We start from the raw sequence: 20,779 nt of genomic DNA on the forward strand, positions 1-20,779 counted from the left end.
ATTATAAGGTTGCAAGATAGAGTAGTTTTTTAACTTTCTTGTTCATGCAAAGCTAAAAAATGAAAAAAAGAAATCCAAATGTTAATTTTCTAATCGCAAGAAAAAATATATAGCTCATAAGATTGTAGTAGCCTTATTATCACTTTTTTGTGCTTTTTTAGAAATATTCTAATTTTAACACTGTGCCGAGAAAAAGATTGTAAGGGAAAGACAAAGGCGGGTTTGATGATAGTAATGCTAACATAATTTGTGCATCATTACTGCTCCCCCATTTGCCTTATATCCCCTCCAACATTAGTTTTGGTAATAAATGGTTTCCTTCTTCTCGAAATCGTAGAGCGTGAGTTGGCGGAGTTCGTAGTAAGCTGACCAAAAGCTACGCAAAGAAGTGAGATACTGCCTTTTGGCATCATCTTTTGCTTTCAAAATATTAATCAACTCATTAATCGTAATTTTGGCAATGAGGTAGCGGTTTTGAGCAATGTCATAGCTTTTCTGTGCCACCTCATCTGAGCGTTTGGATACTTGCAGCTGTTCTCTGAGAATCTTGAACTGTCGTACTTTTTGCAGGACTTCCTGCTCGAAAGCAAGTACATCTTGGCTTACGATGGACTTAGTAACCTCTTCATTTGCCAAAGCAGTTTGGATTCTTGCTTTCTGCCTCCCCCAATCCAAAATCGGGATTTGCAAGCCTATGTTAAAAATTTGCTGATTTTGCACATTGGCATAAGCCTCGCCAAAACTTGCCGCTCTGTTCGTAAAACCGATAGAACCAGTGATATTGATGTCTATGCCGTTATCGCCTCGTGCTTGGGCTACTTGCCTTTCGCTCTCCAAAATCCTACGTTTGAAGGAAATATATCTTTCTCTATTTGCTTTAGCCTGCTCTAAGGCTACTTGTTCGTCTATCTCGAAGGTGGGAATTTCCTCTGGGGCTACTAAGGTAAAATCACCTAAGTTTGCCCGATTGCCCAAGAAATTTTTAAGGGAAAGTAGATTATTTTGAAAATCCAATTGGGCTTGCGAAAGTTGTTGGGAGGCATTCATTACCCCCAACTCTAATTGAAGCAACTCATTTTCAGCGATTCTTCCCATTTCGTAGCGACCTTGTGCGATTCTGTAAATAGTATCGTTGTTTGCCAAATTCTTTTTTGCCAAATCCATAGTGATTTGCGAGAGCAAAAGGTCAAAAAATAAGCCCGTAGCCCTTACAGAAAGCACTTCTATATCTTCGGAGTATTTTTTTTGTGATTCCTCATAGCGCAATGGTTCTATCTTCTTGTCCCAAAGCAATTCATTAAAAACAAAAAGAGGTTGCTCAAAGCTGATAAAAGCAGGTGTTGCTAAAAAAGATGTGCTGCGATTATCTCCCAAAATATCAAGGCGTTGCAAGCCTGTATTTACCCAAATAGCCCCTCCCGTAGCACTAATGACCTGCCGAAGTCCCAAAGTGAGGTTATTTTGAGCAAAACTTTGATTGATGAAAGCTACTTGCCCGTCAGGAAGAGTAATTGGGTTAATAGCTCTGTTAAAATTGGGCAAGGTACCTCTAAGCACCAGCTGCGGTTTGTAGTTAGATTGAAAAGTGCGATATTGCCAATAGCGGTTATTTTTGGTATTTTTGGCAACTAAGGCTGAGGGAGATTCGCCTTTAGCTATGTCTATGACTTGTTTAAGCGTAAGTTGTCGCTGTGCCTGCGTTTGCGTACTTGCAAATATCCATAGGCAAAGCAAAAGTTTTTTAATGAGGTTTAAGTTTTTAATTCGCATATTGAACTAAGGTTTAGATTTTTCGCCCTGTTTCTTGGGCAAACAACTGATAAGTAAATAAAAATAAGGTAATTGCAATCAAAAATTTCATTTTCAAAATGGTTTAATTTAAACAATGTATTGCTTTCAAACAAATTCAAATTACCTCAAACTTGTATTCAATCATAAGCTGTAAATGATGGATTATTTTTATTCATACCTAAGCGAGGTAATAGGGTCTTGCATTGCGGCACGCCTTGCAGGGGTAATGCCAAAAACGATACCTACCGAAGCCGCTACAAAGAAAGACACAAAAATAGAACTCCCTGATACAATCGTAGGAATCTTAGCAACTTGCTCTATAGACTGAGCCAGCACCACGCCCAGAATAATGCCTATAAACCCTCCCGCTACACTAATTAGCGTTGCTTCGCACAAAAATTGGGTAACAATGTCCGATTTTTTTGCCCCCAGCGAAATCCGCAAGCCTATTTCTTTGATGCGTTCTAAGACAGAGGCAAGCATGATGTTCATAATGCCAATTCCACCTACTAAAAGCGAGATACCAGCAATTACGCCCAGTACAATGTTAAAAATATCTTTGGTACGCTGTTGCTGTTTTAATAATAGTTCAGGGATAGTAATTTCATAATCTACCACTCCGCTATGCCTGCGGTTAAGCATACGCCCAATAATTTCAGAGGTTTTGTCCAACAATTCTGTTTTTTCTATTTGCACTACCAAGCGGTCAAGTTGGTGATAATTGACAGGTTCTTTACTTTTATTCTGTCCTTCTTCGTTTTCATTATTGGCTCGTTGTATCATGGCTTTGGTTACTAAACTGCGGTTTACATAACGCATGAGCAACGTTTTGACGGGCGTATAAACGTCCATATCGTAGTTCCTGATGCCCAGATTAGTCGCAGTATTTTGTGTTACCCCTCTCTGCTCCAAAACACCTATGATTTTGAGCCAATGTTTCCCACATTTGATATACTTCCCGATAGGGTTTTCCTTGCTAAAAAAACGCGTTTGGATACCCCGCCCAATGATACATACTTGGTCGCCGTATTCTAAGTTCTTCTGATTGAATAGCGTACCTTCGGAAAGCTTATAATTGAGCAAGCGAAAATAGGCAGGCTCTACTCCTACCAACTTGGTTTGTCGCTGTACTCCATCTTTGACGATAAAGGTTTCTAATACTATTTCAGGACTTACCGACTGAACATTGGGAATATGTTGCAAAATACTTTGAGCATCTGCAAGGGTTAGCCCTGCGGAAAGGTGAGATTTTTTTCCTTCGAGTTAGTGGTGCTTTCTTGGTTCTCTTCCTTCTTCTTCTCGACAACAGGGGTAATTACTATGTTATTGACACCTACCAACTTGATTTGTTCCAAAATTTCTTGCTGCGCTCCATTGCCAACAGCCAACATCGCAATTACCGCAGATACGCCAAAGATGATACCTAAAGCAGTAAGAGTAGCACGAATTTTATTAGCAAAAATCGCTTCCCAAGCAATGGAAAGGTTAAATAAAAAACGGGTGAGATTCATAGTTTAAGTTTTATTTATGTCTGACTTCTGAAACTGCTTTTTTCTCGTCTTTTTGCCCTTCTAAGCGTACTAATTCTATGTTGGAGGCATTGGAGGGTATAGAGAGCATGACTGACTCGTTTTCGTTCAAACCTGCTAAAATCACTGCTTCGTTGTCGTTGGTTTTTCCTAATTTGACTTCTTGCTTTACCAAGCCTATGCCACTTTTCTTAAATACATAAGTAACGCCATTCTCATTATGCACGCTTTCCAAAGGTACAAAAAGCACATTTCCAAGGGTTTCAGCGATGATGAGATTACTGGTAGTCATGGAGGGGAGCAGGGTGGTGTCTTTCTCACTTACCTCTATATCTACCTCGAAAACCTTAGAATCAGAGTTGGGCTTTTGCTCTCCTACATTAGCTACGGTAATTACCTTGCCTGAGTATTTCTTTTCAGGGAAAGCGTCTAAGCCGATATTAACCATTTGCCCAACTTTAATTTTCTGAATATCTACTTCATTGACATAGGTTTTAGAAAGCATGACCGACATATCAGGTAGCGTAGCCACTACGGGATTCCAACTTGCTATCCTCGCGCCTTCTCTCTTTTTCTGTCCGTTCCAATCTCTTGCATAAATCAACATTCCCGCTTTAGGGGCTTTGATGTTAAAATCTTCTAACAATTTTTGGATAAAATCTACGGCACGCTGTGCTTTTTCTACGTTTGCTCCTGCCTCTTGCAGTTTGGCGATGGCTTTTTCTCGTTTGATTTTATAGTTTTCAGAGGCTTGTTTGAAGTTCCTTTCTGCCTTGTCTGCCTCTATTTCCGCTTGGCGGATAGTGGCAGGAGGTTCGTATTTAGATTGCTGTAAGATGAGTTTCTTTTCCTCTTGGGCATATTTCAAATTGACCAATTCGTCCCTTGCTTGGCGAAGTTCTAAGGTTGTATCTATTTGTGCTTGTGCATATTGTAGATTGGCTTTGTCCAATTCAGTTTGTCGGTCTTTCAGTTTAGCAACCAGTTCCGAGCCGTCCAAAGAGGCAACAAAATCGCCTTCCTTTACTTGCGTGCCTTCTGGAATGATTGTGCTGATTTTGACCTCCCAAACCCCTACGCTATTAAAACCTTGCGGTCCTAAAATATCGACTGAGTTTTTGGCGAAAAGTTCGCCTGAGGAATTGACGCTAACGATAAATTTGCCTTTTTTGACGGTAGTATAAATCTCTTCGCTTTGGGTAGCATTGCGTCCAAAAAAGTAGTAGCCAGCACTTAAAAGTACCACTACAAGAGTAGTAATTAGAATTTTGCGTTTCATTGTCCAAGCTTTTTTATAAATTAATGCTCAAAATACCTCTCCTGCACCAGAGTACTTACTGATATGAAAAAGGTTACAAGTTGTTTGATTTCTGTTCCCAATAAAAAATTATAATCTCAAACTAAAGCCATTGGCTCTGTGAAATTTATGTGTTGTAGCAATTTAGGAACAGATTAAAGATGTGTATGTAAAGTCAAAAGCCAACATCATTTTAGTAGTATTAGGCATACAACAACTATGAACACAACCTGATCTACTAAAAATTTAGTGCAATATAGGTAAAAAAATGAATTTTTCAAGTTCTCATTTGTTAAGGAATACAAAAATATGATAAAATTGTAGAGAAAAGAGTAAGCATTAGGTAATTGTGCAAATTAAAGCAGCCCATCGCCTCTATCTAAATCTTTCCTCTGTGGAGATAAACTTCTTGATAATCAAATACTATATATCCTTCTAACCTTAGACCACAGATTTTACAGATGATACGGATTTTCACTGATAAATTACCCAAAATCTGTGTTTTACTCGCAAAATCAGTATTATCTAATGTTCCATAAATAGCAGTAATAATGGAGGAGTGGAAAGGAAATGATAGATAAACCCGTGATATTGCTTACCATGATGAAAATCAGGAGTAATCTTGATGGGTAGCCTGACGATTTAGAAAATCGCTTAGAAGCAAGTATTGACATCAGTAAGTGGTTCAAATCCAGACGATAAACAAGTAAAACAAAAAAGGTATCTCCAAAGAAGATACCTTTTTTCAAACGTCAAATTAAGTTAATCCTACAAATCTTATGAAAACTTACTATTATCTTTATGCTTATTCTGAATATCTTTTACTTGAAAAACTTTACGCTACAAAAGTAATAAATGTTTTAATCTAATTCAAAAAAACTCTTCTAATAGGCATCTTACTGATACGAATAGGGCAAATATTCAGGTAAATAAATCTAACAAATTCACCAAAGATTATACATGAGATGCACAACAAGTTTGCGCTTGGCAATAACGAAGATTATATAAATGCACTACTATTAGAAATAGTGAAGTAAAGATAATGATATATTCAAAAACTTTTGCATAATTTTCTAAAAAAACTGATGTAGCAAGTATGCTAAAACTAATCCAAAGAATCCACTTAATTGCGGGAAACATGGTATGTTTTGCGGCTTGGAGGACAGCATAAAAACTAAAAATCAAAAATATATAATCCCATTTGAAAGCCCCCTCTATTTCATGCTCGAAGCTAACCGCTCTCCATGCAAATACAATAGGAAGTAAAATACAGTGAATCAAGCACAAACCTGCGCTAAGAATACCAAGATAGTCCGCTCTAAGATGAGTTTTGATTTTATTCATTGATATTAGATTTGCTATTATGTTGCAAAAATATAAAAAAATATTCATTTGCAATCATGTTGCAAAATAATAATTAGAAAAATTGTAAAAATAAGATTTGCCAACTAATTACAAGCCAAATCTGCTACTTGCTTGCCTATCTGCGTCCCAATAGCTACTCCCATGCCACCCATGCGGACTGCTAAAATGATATTGGGTGAGTGATACTTGACGATGGGCTTTTTCTCCTTGCCAAAAGCCATGATGCCTGCCCAGCGATGTGCTATTTGGAAGGACTGATTAGGGAGAATGATAGTGCGTAGTTTTTCTTCTAAATTATTCATTATCTTTTGGGTAATAGCTATTTTTAAAGTATTTTCTGTTTCAAAATCTATATTTCGCCCCCCTCCAAAAATTAGCTGATTTTCAAAATTGCGGAAATAGTAAAAGCCTTCGTCAAAGTGAAAAGTACCTTTGATTTTCAAGTTAGGAATAGGCTCAGTAACAAGAACTTGCCCTCGCCCTGCGGTAATATTTTCTAAGGGGAAAAACTTTGAGGTAAAAGCATTGGTACAAACAATGATCTTCGGAGCAGAAAAAACTATATTTTCACTATCTATATAATTTTTCACCCAAACCTTTACCATTTCCTGTTCGGCAATATCCTCAATTTGCATTACTTCGCATTGATTCAATACTGTTACTCCTTTGGATTGTACGTAACGTAGCAGGGATTGCATCATTTTGCCCGTATCTATCTGCCCTTCATAAGGATTGAAAACAAGCGATTTAGTAAAGTTTTTATCAAAACCAAATTGGGAAATTCGCTCATTTTTTAGTTCATAAACGTTATTTTCAAATAAAGGAAATAACAAATCATTGACCATATCTATTTTCTCCAAAGCGGGAAGTTCTTTTTCAGAAATAAGTTCATATCCGCCGTGTTGCAAAAAGCCGATTTGTGTATCTCCCAGTCGCTTTCGCAAGCTCAAGAGTCCTTGATAACGTTCATTGACTAAACTGACTACTTGGTCAGAAGACATGATTTTCAAATCAGCCAAGATTTCAGTCAAGCTACCAAAGCAGGCAAACCCCGCATTTTTCGTACTCGCTCCAGTAGGGAAAATGCCACGTTCTAAAACCAAAATCCTTGCATTTTTGTCTTTTTCTATAAGCGAAGCCGCCGCAGAAAGCCCTACAATCCCACTACCCACAATAAGGTAGTCGTAATGTAGAAAAGATTGTTTTTCCCAGAAACTAAGCATTTAGGTATAGTAAGAAACAGTTTTTGCAAAAGATAAAATTAGCTTATCTTAGCTAAATTTCTTTTTAAAAATCTCTATAATTTCTTTTAAATAGTGGTTTTCTTGTTTGAGATGCTGGATTTCCTGCTCGTAAAAGGCTCTTTCATAATCTTTGATTAAGGAAGTTTCATGATTAAACTTGTTGCTAAAAACCATTTTGTCATCAAAATTGATAATTTCTGATATACTCACCTCAAGAACTTCTGCAATTTGTTGCATACGCGAATAAGAAATATCTGTTTCTTCTCGCTCTATTTTTCCATAGCCATTAGTGGACATATTCAGTTTCTTTGCCATGTATTCTTGTGTGAAGTTTCGCAATTCTCGCAACTTTTTGATTTTCATTCCTATGGTAAGCATGATTTTTTAAGAAAATAATTAACGTGATAAAAATTTTTAGATAGCTTGATTCGATAATACAGCCTTCTATACAAAGATAGGTTTACCTGTTAATAGCATCAAACTGTTTATTACTAATACGAATAATACTTTATTATAAATAACTCGCAATACTTTTGCAGCGTACTAATAACCTACATATAAAAAAATTGGCTAAGCCTAAAGGTTATTTTTTGCGGTGCAAAATAGTCATTTTAAGGTATATTCCAACAAAATTTTTAACATAAAATTTTGTTTTTCAATAAGTTGCAAATTACTAACTGAGAGTTTCATTAGATACCTTCAAAGTGAGTAGTATTACTTAGGTTTTCAAAATTAACTCTAAAAAGTTTTTTTTAATAAAAATTTAACACTTTTTGAACGACAAATTGCATATTTTACTATTACGAATATGCTTTTTACTTTGCTAAAATCTTTTTTAGTAAAACGAAACAAAAAATGCTTTATTTATTATAGCGAACAATGAGATATTAAAAAACTTTAAACAAAAGGCATATCTTACTAATAAATGAATTAAATTCTTTACTTTTGTACATCTAAATCTTTTAAAAAGCTACAATGGAAGGATTAAGAGAGATTTTATACAAACTTCGCAGGTACGAAATCAAGATTCGCAAGGCTGTCAATACTGAAATGCACGGAGATTTTCACTCTGTTTTTAAGGGTTCAGGATTGGAGTTTGACGATGTACGGGCTTACCAATACGGAGATGATGTGAGGACGATAGACTGGAACGTAAGTGCCAAAGGCGAAGGCACCTTTGTAAAAACTTTCAAAGAGGAGAAAGAGCAAAACGTATTTTTTATCATAGATGTAAGTGGTTCTCAGCATATTGGCAAGGAAGGTAAGCAGAAAATAGATATTAGCAAGGAGATTTGTGGAGTGCTTTCTTTTTCTGCTTTGAAAGAGGGAAGTTCAGTAGGATTGCTTTGTTTTAGCAACCAAAGGGAAAAATACATCAAGCCTAAAAAAGGGGCAAAACATATCTACGAACTCATCGGTAGTCTTTTCAAGTTGCAAACTCAGTCCTCCAAAACCAGCCTGACTAAGGCGATTCGCTTAGCAATGAATATCATCAAACGCAAAAGCATCATTGTGATTATTTCTGACTTTGTTGATGAGAATTACGAACAGAGTTTGAAAGCCTTAGCAAAAAAGCATGACTTAATTGCCATTCACATAGCAGACCAAAGAGAAACAGAACTACCCCCCTTAGGCATCGTTCCACTTTTAGACAAAGAAAGTGGCAATACGATTTGGGTAAATTCCTCTTCGAAAGACTTTAGAAAGGGCATCATTGGCAAATTTGCTGAAAAGCAAGCCAACTTGGAGAAACTTTGCCACAAGCATCGTACTAATTATGTATTCATCAACACAAGTGAAGACTATGTACCTAAGTTGGTGAAAATGTTTAGAGTAAGGAATCTGACTAAAAAATAACCAATCTTTACAGGTTTATTGCCTTATAAAGATTGGTATTCCTTAATAATTGTTCATTTTCACGCTTCCATAACGAGTAGATATAATTACCTTTGCTCCTCCTTTTTTGCCTACGTATCCTTCGTACTCTTTGGAGTTATTAGATTCTATGAGTTTATTGATTTGCGCCCCTGCTATGTTATTCCTAAAACCTCCATAGTGGGTACTTACACTAAAATCAAAAACCGCACCTTGCTCAAAATTGAGGTCAAAAGAAGAATAACCTCCTTCTAACTCTATTTTCTCAAAACCTTTGGCTACTCTGTCCACCGTACAGCCGTTCCCGTAGCGCGTTTCCATGACCAAGGACTTAGTAATCTGACGCACTCTTACGCCTGAGTAGCTTGCCTTGCCTTTGACTATAGCTGCGGTTTCCTCTATTCGTAGTTCACCGTAGCGTATGTCTATTTGCAAAGCCTCTATTTTATCAAATTCTATTTTCCCGTAGGCATTGTCCACATCTAAATTGCCTGCATTGCGAATTTTAGAACCGCTATAGCTGATTCTTAGTCTTGCTCTTTCTATTTCTTCGCTGTCTATGCCTCCGTAAGCTACTTCTATGCTTTTGCTTACTCCTGTTAAGCGGTTAGTACGCAACTTCCCATACTTTACAGAAAGGTCTAACTCTCCTGAAAAATTATCTACGAAAGCCGCACCGTATTTATTTATCAATCTCAAAGGATTGCTCTTGGGCATATTTACTACGTAATTGATTTCAAAACCGCGATTGTTGTTGATGCTGATGCTACTACCCCCTACTTGGGTCTCGAAAGTAATAAAATTGCCACTTTTCCCATATCGGATATTGATGCGGTCAAGTTCCTCTTGCGCTCTGCTGGCAGAGCTTGCCCAAGCCTTCATGGTGATTTCTACCGTAATTTCGTTTTTGTCCCAAGTATAAATATCTACTTTGCCGTATTTGTTGTTGATTTCCAATCTATCATTGGACGAAACTTGGTATTTTTCGGATATTTTCTTTGTAACTTCCTCAAAAGGAAATGCCGAAGCATGAGTTACGAATATCAAACTCAATAAAGCCCAAAGAAAAATGATATATTTAAATGATTTCATTGTGTTAGATTTTTAATGTTAAATGCCTTTTTTGTGATAGTTTATAGTTTTTTTCCTTTTTGTTCTTCCTTTATTTTCTCTATTTGTTTCAATACTTCTAATTGCTGGTTGAGCAAGTCTATCCGTATTTGCAGGTTTCTCACCATTTCGCTGATAACCAACTCATTGCTATTGGTGTTTAGCTCTTTTTTTAGGTCTTTATAAGCCTTGTCCAGCTCGCTAAGGTACTCTTCGGTTTCGCTATCGGTTTTTGTACCTGCTAAGTTGTACTTTTTCAATTCTTGGCGTTTTTGCTCTATTTGCATAAAATAAAACTGCTCTGCTTCTGCCAACTCTGGATAGATACTTTCCAAGCTGATGTTTCCTGCATTTTCTATTTTGGCAATCGTTTTTTGCTTGTTTTGTGAGTTGTAATAGATTTGTAAGCCTATCATACACACAATCAATGCTGTAAATACTGCCGCCATTTGCCAAAGTTTAGTAATAGGCACAAGGCGTACTTGTTTTTGAGCGGGTTGTTTTTCGTCTAACTTTGCCGCTATTTTTTCCCAAAGTAAGTCATTGGGTTCTTCTGAATCAAATGCTTCTTTGTGGGAGCGAATGTATTTTTCAAACTTGTCCATTTTTTTATTTTTTTAAAATTTCTTGTAGCTTCTTTTTCGCTCTATTGTATTGCGACTTAGAAGTTGAAACTGAAATACCTAAAATCTCAGCAATTTCTTGGTGGTCGTAACCTTCCAACAAGTAGAGAGAAAATACGATGCGGAAGCCGTCAGGGAGTTGGGCGATTGCCTTGCGAATCTGCTCAGCTTGGTAGCTCATTTCCTCTGTGGCGATTGCCTCGTGGGGGCTTTCATCTTCGTAATCCTCGTTGCTGTCTATGTCTGCAAACTGAAAACGTCTTTTCCTCACTTGGTTCAGTGCCGCATTGACTACTATTTTTTTCAACCATGCACCAAAAGCAGCTTCGTTCCTATAAGTTTCTATTTTTTCAAAAGCTATTAAAAAAGCCTCCTGCAATACGTCCTCTGCCTCAAGTGTATCGCCAGTAATTCGCAAGCAAACATTATACATTGCTTTGGCGTACAGCTTGTAGATTTCGTACTGTGCCTTTCTGTCGCCTCGTTTACAGCGCAGTATAATCTGCTCGTTAGAGTTTTGGTACTGCGTTATGTCCACTACCTTCGACATCTTGGCTGTTGATAAGTTTACCGAAACTTGCATTGGAAGCCTACTTTTTTGCTTTGTTTATTTCCTTTCTGAACGAAAGACACACAAAGAAATCGCAGAGTTGCATGAGAAAGAAATTTTTTTGAAAAATTAATATCACAAAAACATTTTATTCAAATATTTTATTATATGAAAATATATTAATATATTTGAATAATCATTTAATTATCAACTCTAAATTTTTCAGTAAATATGAAAGCTAAGCATCATCAAATTATTATTGCTGGCGGCGGGAATGCAGGGATTTCCGTAGCGGCACAGCTCTTTTTAAAGAACCCTAAGTTAGATATTGCGATTATAGAGCCTTCAGACAAGCATTATTATCAGCCAGCATGGACGCTGGTCGGCGGAGGCGACTTTGATATTCAGAAAACAGTAAGAGCCGAGGCGGAGGTCATGCCTAAAAAAGCTAAATGGATAAAAAGTAAAGTAAGCAGATTTGACCCAGACAACAATCAAATAACTTGCAGTAATGGAGAAACATACAGCTACGATTTCTTAGTGGTAGCGATAGGTATTCAGTTGGACTGGCATCTAATTAAGGGTTTGGAAGGCAACTTAGGGAAAAATGGAGTTACGAGCAACTATTCTTTTGATACAGCACCTTATACTTACGAGTGTATTAAAAATTTCAAAGGAGGCAAAGCCCTATTTACCAGCCCCGCTACGCCAATCAAATGTGGAGGTGCCCCTCAAAAAATCATGTATTTAGCCGCAGACAATTTCAGAAAAAGAGGTATTTTAAAGCAATCGCAAATCAAATTTAATACCGCAGGAGGAGTCATCTTCGGGGTAAAAAAATATGCAGAAACCTTGCAAAAAGTAGTGGATAGGTACGGTATTATCCTCAATTTTAAACATAACTTAGTGGAAATTAGAGCTAAGGAGAAAATAGCAGTTTTTGAAGTAGAAAAAGACGGTGTAAAAACTTTGGTAGAAGAAAGTTATGATTTTATTCATCTTACGCCTCCTCAATCTGCCCCTGATGTAGTGAAAAATAGCTCATTAGCCGTGCCTAACAACCCGCTTGGTTGGGTGGACGTAAACAAGCATACCTTGCAACACAACCGTTATGCCAATGTGTTTGGCTTAGGAGATGTTACAAGCACGCCTAACGCCAAAACAGGTGCAGCGATTCGCAAGCAAGCTCCTGTTTTAGTAAGCAATCTGATGGCGGCTATTGCTAAAAAAGGATTTGAAAAGCAATACAACGGCTATGGTTCCTGCCCCTTGGTAACGGGTTATGGAAAATTGGTATTAGCAGAGTTCGATTATGACAACAATCCCGTAGAAACTTTCCCCTTTGACCAGAGCCAAGAACGCTGGACAATGTACCAACTCAAAAAGCAAGTACTCCCTTGGCTGTATTGGAATAAGATTTTGAGAGGAACTGCTTAAGAGTGATTTATGTCATTTTTTTGATGTTATTTTTTTGCTTATTTTGGTATGTTTAAAAGAACAGATGCGAGAAAATTGATTCTTTTTAAACTCTGCTCATAGTTACATACCTTGCTATGATTTGCAGGAGATATTGAAAAGCAAGCGAATATTTGCATCAAAACGAACATAATTTTATTTTAATAAAAACAAAAAACTATGAAAGCAAACATGGGAACAGCTGACCGAGTGGTCAGAATTATCGTAGCCTTGATTATTGGCGGTTTGTACTTTGCTAATATGATTTCTGGGACAGTAGCGATTATCCTGTTAGTATTGGCGGGAATTTTTATTGCCACAAGTTTTATGAGTTTTTGCCCTTTATACCTGCCTTTTGGGATTAGTACAAGAAAAAAACAAGGGTAGGTCATGGAGTTAGACAGCCTTGTAGAGTTTAATACCTCCCCTGCCATCAAGGAAAAATTGCTGGCTTACGGCAGGGTGAGGACTTTTAAAGAAGGAGATACAATTTTGCGAGAAAATGCTTATATCAAGTCTATTCCGATTGTAGTCAAAGGAAGCATCAAAGTCATTCGTACTGACGAAGATGGGCGTGAGATTCTTTTGTACTACATCAAGGCTGGGGAGAGTTGCATTATGTCTTTTTTAGGGGCAATGCACGACGATACCAGCAAAATCAAAGCAGTAGCAGAGGAAGACTGCGAAATACTTTTCATTCCCAATGATAAGGTAAGCCTGCTCCTCAAAGAATATCCTGAATGGTTAGATTATATTTTTCGCCTTTACCATAAGCGTTTTGAGGAACTTTTGGAAGTGGTCAATGAGATTGCTTTCAAAAAAATGGACGAGAGGCTACTCAACTTCATTCAGAAAAAATGCGAACTCACCCAAAATAAAACATTGAGCATGACCCACGAACAGCTTGCTAACGAATTAGGCACAGCAAGAGTAGTGGTTTCTCGCTTGCTCAAACAAATGGAAGACGAAGGTTTGGTCAAGTTGGGAAGAAACAAAATTACACTTCTTTGAAAAAAATTTCCTTGTGTAACAAAAGTAACTGTGCAGGTCAAGCACTCACCGTAACTTTGTAACATCAAAATTGATAAACACCAAAAATTAAACAAGTAAAACTATGAAAGTAGAGCAAATATACACAGGATGTTTAGCTCAGGGAGCTTACTACATCGAGAGCAACGGCGAGGCGGCTATCATTGACCCACTTCGCGAAGTTCAACCATATATAGACATGGCTAAAAAGCGGGGAGCAAAAATCAAATACATCTTTGAAACGCATTTTCACGCTGATTTTGTTTCAGGACACGTGGACTTGGCAAAAAAAACAGGGGCTACTATAGTTTACGGTCCTACCAAAATGAAAACAGGATTTGAGGCATTGATTGGGGAAGATGGACAAATTTTTGAATTGGGCGAGGCAAAAGTAAAACTTATTCATACGCCAGGGCATACTATGGAAAGTTCCTGCTTCCTTTTAATAGATGAAAAAGGCAAGGAAAAGGCTATTTTTACAGGGGATACACTTTTTATTGGGGACGTAGGCAGACCTGATTTGGCACAGCACGTAATTGCGGACTTGACAGAGGAGAAATTGGCAGGTTATCTTTTTGATTCTTTGAGAAATAAAATCATGCCTTTGAGTGATGATTTGATAGTCTATCCTGCACATGGAGCAGGAAGTGCTTGTGGAAAAAATTTGAGCAAGGAAACTTCGGATACTTTGGGAAATCAGAAAAAAACTAACTACGCCCTTAATCCTAACTTGACCAAAGAGCAGTTTATCAAAGAGTTGCTTACAGGGCTAACTACTCCACCAAGCTATTTTCCTAAGAATGTGCTGATGAATATTCAAGGGTATGAGAGCATAGATGAGGTTTTGGAAAAAGGGACAAAAGCACTTTCTGTTAATGCTTTTGATGTAGTGGCTAACGAAACTTCTGCCCTCATCTTAGACACTCGCAGTGCTACTGACTTTGCTAAGGGCTTCATTCCCAATTCTATTAATATAGGTATAGACGGAAGTTTTGCGGTTTGGGTAGGAACGCTAATTCCAGACATCAAACAAGAAATCTTGATAGTTGCTGACAAAGGCAGAGAGCAAGAAGTAGTAACTCGCTTGGCAAGAGTGGGGTATGATAACGCAATCGGTTATTTGGAAGGAGGCTTTGAAGCTTGGAAAGCATCGGGCAAAGAGATAGACACTATCCCAACCGTAAGTGCAGAGCAGTTGGCAGAAATTCGGGCTAAAAACCCTAATATCAACATCTTAGATGTAAGGAAAGCAAGCGAATACTACTCCGAACACGTCATAGATGCGATTAATGCTCCTCTGGATTACATCAATGATAGCATGGTTTTAGTCGACAAAAAGAAAACCTACTACGTGCATTGTGCGGGAGGGTATCGCTCTATGACCTTTGTTTCTATCCTCAAAGCCAGAGGCTACGAAAACCTTGTCAATGTGGACGGGGGCTTTAGTGCGATTAAAAATTCAGGAAAGTTTAAGGTTTCAGATTACGTTTGTCCAACAACCATGTTATAGTATGAGTTTCATTCAAAAATACAAATTCACCATTATTGGTTTAGTTGTCGGTGCGATAGGAGGTTATTTGTACTATTTTTATATAGGTTGTGCAAGCGGCACCTGCCCTATCACCTCCCAGCCGCTCAATAGCACACTTTATGGGGCAGTGATGGGAGGCTTGCTGTTCAGTAATTTTGAACAGAAAAAAGATTCGGAGAAATAGCTTTTATGTGTAGTGTGTCATGTGATAACCCATAACACATTAGAAAAAGAGAACTTAATACTTACATTTTTTTATAAAAACAGATAATACCATGACAGTAGTAGATGTACGCACACCCGCAGAATTTAGAGGTGGCAATGTAGCAGGGAGCATCAATATCCCTTTGCAAGAAATCCCTCAGCGTTGGGAGGAGTTTAAAAAGTTAGCACAACCTATCGTACTTTGCTGTGCGAGTGGGAATCGCAGTGGGCAAGCCACTACCTTTTTGAAAAATAAAGGTATAGAGTGCGAAAATGGTGGCGGTTGGATGCAGGTAAATTATAGGCTGTCTCAGGCTTAACTTTTTGCAGAATGATTGACGAAAATCTCATGCGTTTGCATTTCTTATGTAAGCGTATGAGGTTTTTTAGCATGTATAAGCTCTTTTACTATTTTTAACTAAACATTTTAACAATTTTTAAAATCTAATAGGCTTATTGAATCAGTATATTTTAGCTACTTTGAAAATCAAACTCTAAGCGAGGACATCTCAACCCTTCAATTTATGACTGAAAATCCAATACCAACGCCCGAAGAAAACGAAAATGATGGACTTCCTCCAATCTTTAAGACTTGGAATCAGTTGTATATGACTTTGATTTTTTATCTTTTAGGGCTGATAGTGCTATTTTATTGGTTCACTCAACTCTTTAAATAATTTCATGTCTTGTTTTACTTATTGATTCCTTAACCTGATGCGTACATTAGACTGGATAGTATTGATTGGAACGATTGCATTTATTACTGCTTTTGGAATTTGGAAAAGTAGGAAGCATAGAAGCGATGTAGAAAATTATTTATTTCCTAAGAAAATGAACTGGTGGACAATAGGACTGTCTATTGCCGCTACCCAAGCGAGTGCGATTACCTTTCTAAGCACTCCCGGGCAAGGTTTTTCTGATGGAATGAGGTTCGTACAGTTTTACTTTGGCTTACCTTTAGCAGTAATAGTACTTTCTATTACTTTTGTTCCTATCTTCCAAAAACTCAAAGTACGCACTGCTTACGAGTACTTGGAAAATCGCTTTGACCTGAAAACGAGGTCTTTGTGTACCTTTCTTTTTCTCACTCAAAGGGGATTGGCTGCGGGACTTACGCTTTATGCGCCTTCTCTCATCTTATCTACTATTCTAAACTGGGATATTTCTTGGACGAACCTCTCCATAGGGGTCGTAGTACTGACTTATACTTTTTTAGGAGGGACTACAGCCGTAAGCGAAACACAAAAACAACAGCTTTTTGTAGTGTTTTTAGGCATGATTACCGCAGGGGTAATTCTGGTGCAAATGCTTCCCGCTGAGGTATCCTTTGGAACAGCGGTAAGTTTAGCAGGAAAAATGGGTAAATTGAACGTGATAGATACCAATTTTGACTGGAATAACCGATATACCCTATGGTCTGGCTTGATAGGCGGGTTCTTTGTTTCTATGTCGTACTTTGGCACTGACCAGTCCCAAGTGCAGCGATACTTAGGGGGTAAATCAACTGCGGAGAGTCGTTTAGGACTAATTTTCAACGGCTTTATCAAAATTCCTATGCAGTTTTTGATTTTGCTTTTGGGGACTTTGGTTTTTGTATTCTATCAGTTTAACTCATCTCCCATTTTTTTCAACCAAGTCGAGGTACAAAAGATATATCAGAGTGCAGACAGCCTCAAATTCAAGCAGTTGGAACAGCAGTATGAAGTTCTGCTCGCTCAAAAAAGCATTCATGCAGGAGAATTAGCCAGAGCTTTAGATGTCAAAGATGAAGCCTTAATAGCACAAACTCAAAGTGCATTCCAAGACGTAGAAAAACAAGCACAAAGTGTTCGTAAAGAAGCTATTGAGATTATTCACGAATATAATGTTGCTGAGGGACGCCAAAAAGCCACCGACACCAACTATATTTTCTTGACCTTTGTAATTAACTATTTACCACAAGGAATCGTAGGACTGCTGATTGCCGTTATTTTCTGTGCCTCGATGTCTGCAAGTGCTTCTGAACTCAATGCGCTTGCTTCTACTTTTATGGTAGATATTTACCAACGCAATATCAAAAAGAATGGAACAGGGAAACACTACCTAAGAGTTTCAAAATTAGCTATGGTAGGCTGGTGTGTGTATGCTATTCTTTTTGCTGAATTTGCTAACTCTCTAAGCGGGAACTTGATAGAGGCAGTGAATATTTTAGGCTCGCTGTTTTACGGGACGATATTAGGTATTTTTTTGGTTGCTTTTTATTTCAAGACGGTGAGAGGTGATGCTGTTTTTGTTGGAGCAATTTTAGCAGAGGCGGCAGTAATATGGTGCTGGCAGAATACGAGTATCTCTTTTCTTTGGTACAATGTAATTGGGTGTGTATTAGTTATTCTCATCTCTTTGCTTATGAATCTTTTTGTGGCAAACAAGGCACATCACTCATAGAGGTAGTTTTCATAGTATTGTATTTTTTTAAAATTTTTTTGTATTTATTAAGGTAATTTTTTTCATAATTTGTTTACTTTTCGCTTGCTTATTACGTTTATTGAGAATAGAAAGCAAGCAAAGTTTATTACTTAATGTTGAAATGATAAAAACAAACAACTTTTGGGGTAGGTGATAAAACTTTGAAATAAGAAAAACAAAATTTACAATAATTTGTATTTTATTTGTAACAAAGTATATCTTTGGCAAAAGAGTCTTTTTAAGAGTAAAACAATGATGAAGTCCTTAAAATTACGCATACCATCACTTCCAGATAATATTCGTATTGTAGAAAGTTTTATAGACAATGCGAGAGAAAGATTCTCTTTTGATGATGATATTTATGGTAACATTATGATTGCGGTAACTGAATCGGTCAATAATGCTATCATTCATGGGAATAAACAAAACAAAGAAAAAAATGTCGATTTAGCACTGGAAGTAGCAGAGAATAACATCAAATTTACCATCAGAGATGAGGGAGAAGGTTTTGATTATCACAATCTTCCAGACCCTACTGCCCCAGAAAACTTATTTAAAGTAGGGGGCAGAGGAATTTTTCTTATCCAAAACTTAGCAGACGAAGTTGCCTTTGCTGATAATGGCAGAACGATTATGCTTACCTTTTACGTAGCTGAAAATGCTTGAAGCAAAACTTATATATCTTATAGAAAGGCTTTATAAAAAAGAAGAACACTATGAAAGATGCTTACCTCATGCAAATAATTACAAAGCTTCAAAATAGCACTCTCACCTCACTAAAAGATTTTAAGACCTTCAAGTGTAAGTTTTTGACATACCAAGCCTAATGATAAAAAATAAAAAGATTCTTCTTGGGGTTACAGGAAGTATTGCCGCTTACAAATCTGCCTTTTTAGTCAGGCTGCTGGTCAAAGCAGGCGCAGAAGTGAAAGTAATCATGAGCCAATCTGCGACTGACTTTGTTGCTCCACTTACACTAAGCACACTATCTAAAAATCCTGTACTCATTGATTTCCAAAAAGATAAGACAGGTGAGTGGAACAACCACGTAGAGTTGGGGCTGTGGGCTGATGTGATGCTTATTGCCCCTGCAAGTGCTAATACTATTGCTAAAATGGCAAATGGATTATGCGACAATCTACTGTTGGCTACGTACTTATCTGCTCGGTGCCCTATTTTTTTATGCCCAGCGATGGACTTGGATATGCTTGCTCACCCCAGCACCTTGCATAACCTTCAAAAGTTGCAAGAATTTGGTAATCATGTCATTGAACCCAAAGAGGGAGAACTGGCGAGTGGACTATTTGGCAAAGGTCGAATGGCAGAACCAGAGGAAATTGTTGTGAGTCTTGAACATTTTTTTGAATCACAAAAACAAGCAAAAAAACTGCATGGTAAAAAAGCACTCATTACAGCAGGGGCAACGCGTGAGTACATAGACCCTGTTCGCTTTATCAGCAATAACTCCTCAGGCAAGATGGGCTACGCCATAGCAGAGGAATTGGCTGCGCAAGGTGCGGCGGTAACGCTTATCAGTGGAAAAACCTATCTCAGTATTCAAAACAGCCATATTCACAAAATCAATGTGGAAACAGCTGCGGAGATGTTTGAAGCTACAGTAGCGCACGTAGCGGATAATGACATTATCGTTCACTGTGCCGCCGTTGCTGACTATACGCCAAAAGAAAAAGCCTCTCAAAAAATCAAGAAAAAAGAAAACGATTTGACTATTGAGCTTGTAAAGACCAAAGATATTGCTAAAGAAGTAGGTCATCTGTTACAGCCCCATCAATTCCATGTAGGCTTTGCCTTAGAAACAAATGAGGAGATAAAAAATGCCAAAGAAAAGCTACAAAAGAAGAATTTTGATATGATAATACTTAATTCGTTGCAAGATAAAGGGGCGGGGTTTGAACACGACACAAATAAAGTGTCTATTATCGATAAAACAGGACAAATCATAGATTTACCTCTAAAAAGCAAGAAAGAAGTGGCTCAAGATATTGTACGTCTGATAGTTTCTAAGCTACCAAAGACTTAGAATAACATACCCAACTCAAGCCTATTTTCTTAGGCAGACTTAATTTTATACTATTTTTTCAAAAAATTTTCAAATTTTTTCAAACGGCTTGCAACCATTTTTCTATCTGATGGGTCTTAGCATTGAAGTAAACTTAAACCTATTAGTAAACTTTGCTTTACAACATCTTTGGATTTCCAAAGATGTTTTTTAAGAAAACCTAACTTACAAGCTCAATGCAGGAAGTTATTGGTTGTTTTTTTAATAATCAATAACTTCTTTGTTTTATAACATTTAGCATACAACTTAGGTGGTTTTAAAAGTTTTTGATATAAAAGATTTAATATTTAATCCTAATTATATGGTTTTAGATGATGCTATCTTTGGTGGTATCATCTTTTTTTTTGTAAAATTAATTCAACAAATAAAAATGTTGTTCTGCCCCTATCTAAATCTTTCCCGAAAGGGGAAAGACTCCTTGATAATCAAAGACTTGACTCTCTTCCCCTCTTGGGGGCGTAGTGCAACTGAAGGGCTGGGTAGGGAGGAGTTATGTTTCTTGATGTACTTACTTGTCTTTTTCTCCACAAAGTCTTATGCTCATGGCATACTTGCGAATGGATTTTACGAACCTTCAAAAATTGTCAAAAAAAATTAACTATTCTCGAGATTTTTTAAGATTTTTTTTAACTTTATATTAAGATTTACGAA

The 20,779-nt window shown here is 37.3% G+C and carries 23 protein-coding genes; 12 read left to right on the forward strand and 11 right to left on the reverse strand.

The window, feature by feature from the left end; genetic code table 11:
• Positions 1-294 precede the first annotated feature (294 nt).
• The 8 genes from BM141_RS01570 to BM141_RS01595 all read right to left on the reverse strand — a co-directional run bounded on the left by BM141_RS01570 (position 295) and on the right by BM141_RS01595 (position 7,604).
• Entirely contained in the window at positions 295-1,770 is a 1,476-nt protein-coding gene (locus BM141_RS01570) for a TolC family protein (RefSeq protein WP_091538845.1), read from the reverse strand.
• A 189-nt stretch (positions 1,771-1,959) separates the two neighbouring features.
• Positions 1,960-2,994, reverse strand: coding sequence for an ABC transporter permease (locus BM141_RS01575; protein WP_317039422.1), 1,035 nt, complete (start codon positions 2,992-2,994; stop codon positions 1,960-1,962).
• Between the two features lie 23 nt (positions 2,995-3,017).
• Entirely contained in the window at positions 3,018-3,302 is a 285-nt protein-coding gene (locus tag BM141_RS23715) for an ABC transporter permease (protein WP_317039423.1), read from the reverse strand.
• Positions 3,303-3,312: 10 nt separating this feature from the next.
• Complete coding sequence (locus BM141_RS01580) at positions 3,313-4,599, reverse strand: efflux RND transporter periplasmic adaptor subunit (protein ID WP_091538848.1); 1,287 nt, start codon at positions 4,597-4,599, stop codon at positions 3,313-3,315.
• 539 nt (positions 4,600-5,138) lie between these two features.
• Positions 5,139-5,366, reverse strand: coding sequence for a hypothetical protein (locus BM141_RS22500; RefSeq protein ID WP_143090752.1), 228 nt, complete (start codon positions 5,364-5,366; stop codon positions 5,139-5,141).
• Between the two features lie 205 nt (positions 5,367-5,571).
• Positions 5,572-5,961 carry a MerC domain-containing protein gene (locus BM141_RS01585; protein ID WP_177217231.1) on the reverse strand — a complete coding sequence of 130 codons (390 nt, stop codon included), beginning with the start codon at positions 5,959-5,961 and terminating at the stop codon, positions 5,572-5,574.
• A gap of 104 nt (positions 5,962-6,065) precedes the next feature.
• Positions 6,066-7,205 carry an NAD(P)/FAD-dependent oxidoreductase gene (locus tag BM141_RS01590; protein ID WP_091538855.1) on the reverse strand — a complete coding sequence of 380 codons (1,140 nt, stop codon included), beginning with the start codon at positions 7,203-7,205 and terminating at the stop codon, positions 6,066-6,068.
• 48 nt (positions 7,206-7,253) lie between these two features.
• Positions 7,254-7,604 carry a helix-turn-helix domain-containing protein gene (locus tag BM141_RS01595; RefSeq protein ID WP_091538859.1) on the reverse strand — a complete coding sequence of 117 codons (351 nt, stop codon included), beginning with the start codon at positions 7,602-7,604 and terminating at the stop codon, positions 7,254-7,256.
• 597 nt (positions 7,605-8,201) lie between these two features.
• Between BM141_RS01595 and BM141_RS01600 the strand changes: the two genes are divergently transcribed.
• The gene (locus BM141_RS01600) at positions 8,202-9,083 is read left to right on the forward strand and encodes a DUF58 domain-containing protein (RefSeq protein ID WP_091538862.1); all 882 of its coding nucleotides are present in this window, start codon (positions 8,202-8,204) and stop codon (positions 9,081-9,083) included.
• 42 nt (positions 9,084-9,125) lie between these two features.
• Here the strand turns inward: BM141_RS01600 and BM141_RS01605 are convergent, their stop codons facing one another.
• Genes BM141_RS01605 through BM141_RS01615 form a run of 3 tightly spaced genes read right to left on the reverse strand, consistent with a single transcriptional unit; the run spans position 9,126 to position 11,417 of the window.
• Positions 9,126-10,193 (reverse strand): DUF4097 family beta strand repeat-containing protein, encoded by a 1,068-nt coding sequence (locus BM141_RS01605; protein ID WP_091538865.1) that lies wholly within the window; start codon positions 10,191-10,193, stop codon positions 9,126-9,128.
• Between the two features lie 41 nt (positions 10,194-10,234).
• A complete protein-coding gene (locus BM141_RS01610; protein WP_091538868.1) occupies positions 10,235-10,816 on the reverse strand; it encodes a hypothetical protein in 582 nt (193 codons plus the stop codon).
• A 4-nt stretch (positions 10,817-10,820) separates the two neighbouring features.
• On the reverse strand, positions 10,821-11,417 hold the full coding sequence (locus BM141_RS01615) for an RNA polymerase sigma factor (protein WP_245763959.1): 597 nt from the start codon (positions 11,415-11,417) through the stop codon (positions 10,821-10,823).
• A 198-nt stretch (positions 11,418-11,615) separates the two neighbouring features.
• On the opposite strand from BM141_RS01615, the gene BM141_RS01620 reads away from it, so the two are divergent.
• The 11 genes from BM141_RS01620 to BM141_RS01665 all read left to right on the forward strand — a co-directional run bounded on the left by BM141_RS01620 (position 11,616) and on the right by BM141_RS01665 (position 20,726).
• Positions 11,616-12,821: an NAD(P)/FAD-dependent oxidoreductase gene (locus BM141_RS01620; RefSeq protein WP_091538875.1), complete on the forward strand. Its 1,206-nt coding sequence runs from the start codon at positions 11,616-11,618 to the stop codon at positions 12,819-12,821.
• A gap of 198 nt (positions 12,822-13,019) precedes the next feature.
• Positions 13,020-13,226, forward strand: coding sequence for a YgaP family membrane protein (locus BM141_RS01625; RefSeq protein WP_091538879.1), 207 nt, complete (start codon positions 13,020-13,022; stop codon positions 13,224-13,226).
• Positions 13,227-13,229: 3 nt separating this feature from the next.
• On the forward strand, positions 13,230-13,850 hold the full coding sequence (locus BM141_RS01630; protein ID WP_091538883.1) for a Crp/Fnr family transcriptional regulator: 621 nt from the start codon (positions 13,230-13,232) through the stop codon (positions 13,848-13,850).
• A 103-nt stretch (positions 13,851-13,953) separates the two neighbouring features.
• Positions 13,954-15,378 carry an MBL fold metallo-hydrolase gene (locus BM141_RS01635; protein ID WP_091538888.1) on the forward strand — a complete coding sequence of 475 codons (1,425 nt, stop codon included), beginning with the start codon at positions 13,954-13,956 and terminating at the stop codon, positions 15,376-15,378.
• A 1-nt stretch (position 15,379) separates the two neighbouring features.
• Positions 15,380-15,583 carry a DUF6132 family protein gene (locus BM141_RS01640; protein ID WP_091538892.1) on the forward strand — a complete coding sequence of 68 codons (204 nt, stop codon included), beginning with the start codon at positions 15,380-15,382 and terminating at the stop codon, positions 15,581-15,583.
• A gap of 91 nt (positions 15,584-15,674) precedes the next feature.
• A complete protein-coding gene (locus tag BM141_RS01645; RefSeq protein WP_091538895.1) occupies positions 15,675-15,923 on the forward strand; it encodes a rhodanese-like domain-containing protein in 249 nt (82 codons plus the stop codon).
• 204 nt (positions 15,924-16,127) lie between these two features.
• Entirely contained in the window at positions 16,128-16,280 is a 153-nt protein-coding gene (locus tag BM141_RS22755) for a hypothetical protein (RefSeq protein WP_177217232.1), read from the forward strand.
• 37 nt (positions 16,281-16,317) lie between these two features.
• Positions 16,318-18,027, forward strand: a complete 1,710-nt coding sequence (locus BM141_RS01650; protein WP_091538898.1) for a sodium:solute symporter family protein — start codon at positions 16,318-16,320, stop codon at positions 18,025-18,027.
• Between the two features lie 276 nt (positions 18,028-18,303).
• Positions 18,304-18,714, forward strand: coding sequence for an ATP-binding protein (locus tag BM141_RS01655; RefSeq protein ID WP_091538902.1), 411 nt, complete (start codon positions 18,304-18,306; stop codon positions 18,712-18,714).
• A gap of 160 nt (positions 18,715-18,874) precedes the next feature.
• Complete coding sequence (coaBC, locus tag BM141_RS01660; RefSeq protein WP_091538905.1) at positions 18,875-20,089, forward strand: bifunctional phosphopantothenoylcysteine decarboxylase/phosphopantothenate--cysteine ligase CoaBC; 1,215 nt, start codon at positions 18,875-18,877, stop codon at positions 20,087-20,089.
• A gap of 289 nt (positions 20,090-20,378) precedes the next feature.
• Positions 20,379-20,726 (forward strand): hypothetical protein, encoded by a 348-nt coding sequence (locus BM141_RS01665; protein ID WP_143090753.1) that lies wholly within the window; start codon positions 20,379-20,381, stop codon positions 20,724-20,726.
• Positions 20,727-20,779: the final 53 nt, after the last annotated feature.

This window comes from Thermoflexibacter ruber (genome assembly GCF_900113045.1).
In the GTDB taxonomy this organism is placed as follows: Bacteria; Bacteroidota; Bacteroidia; order Cytophagales; family Thermoflexibacteraceae; genus Thermoflexibacter; species Thermoflexibacter ruber.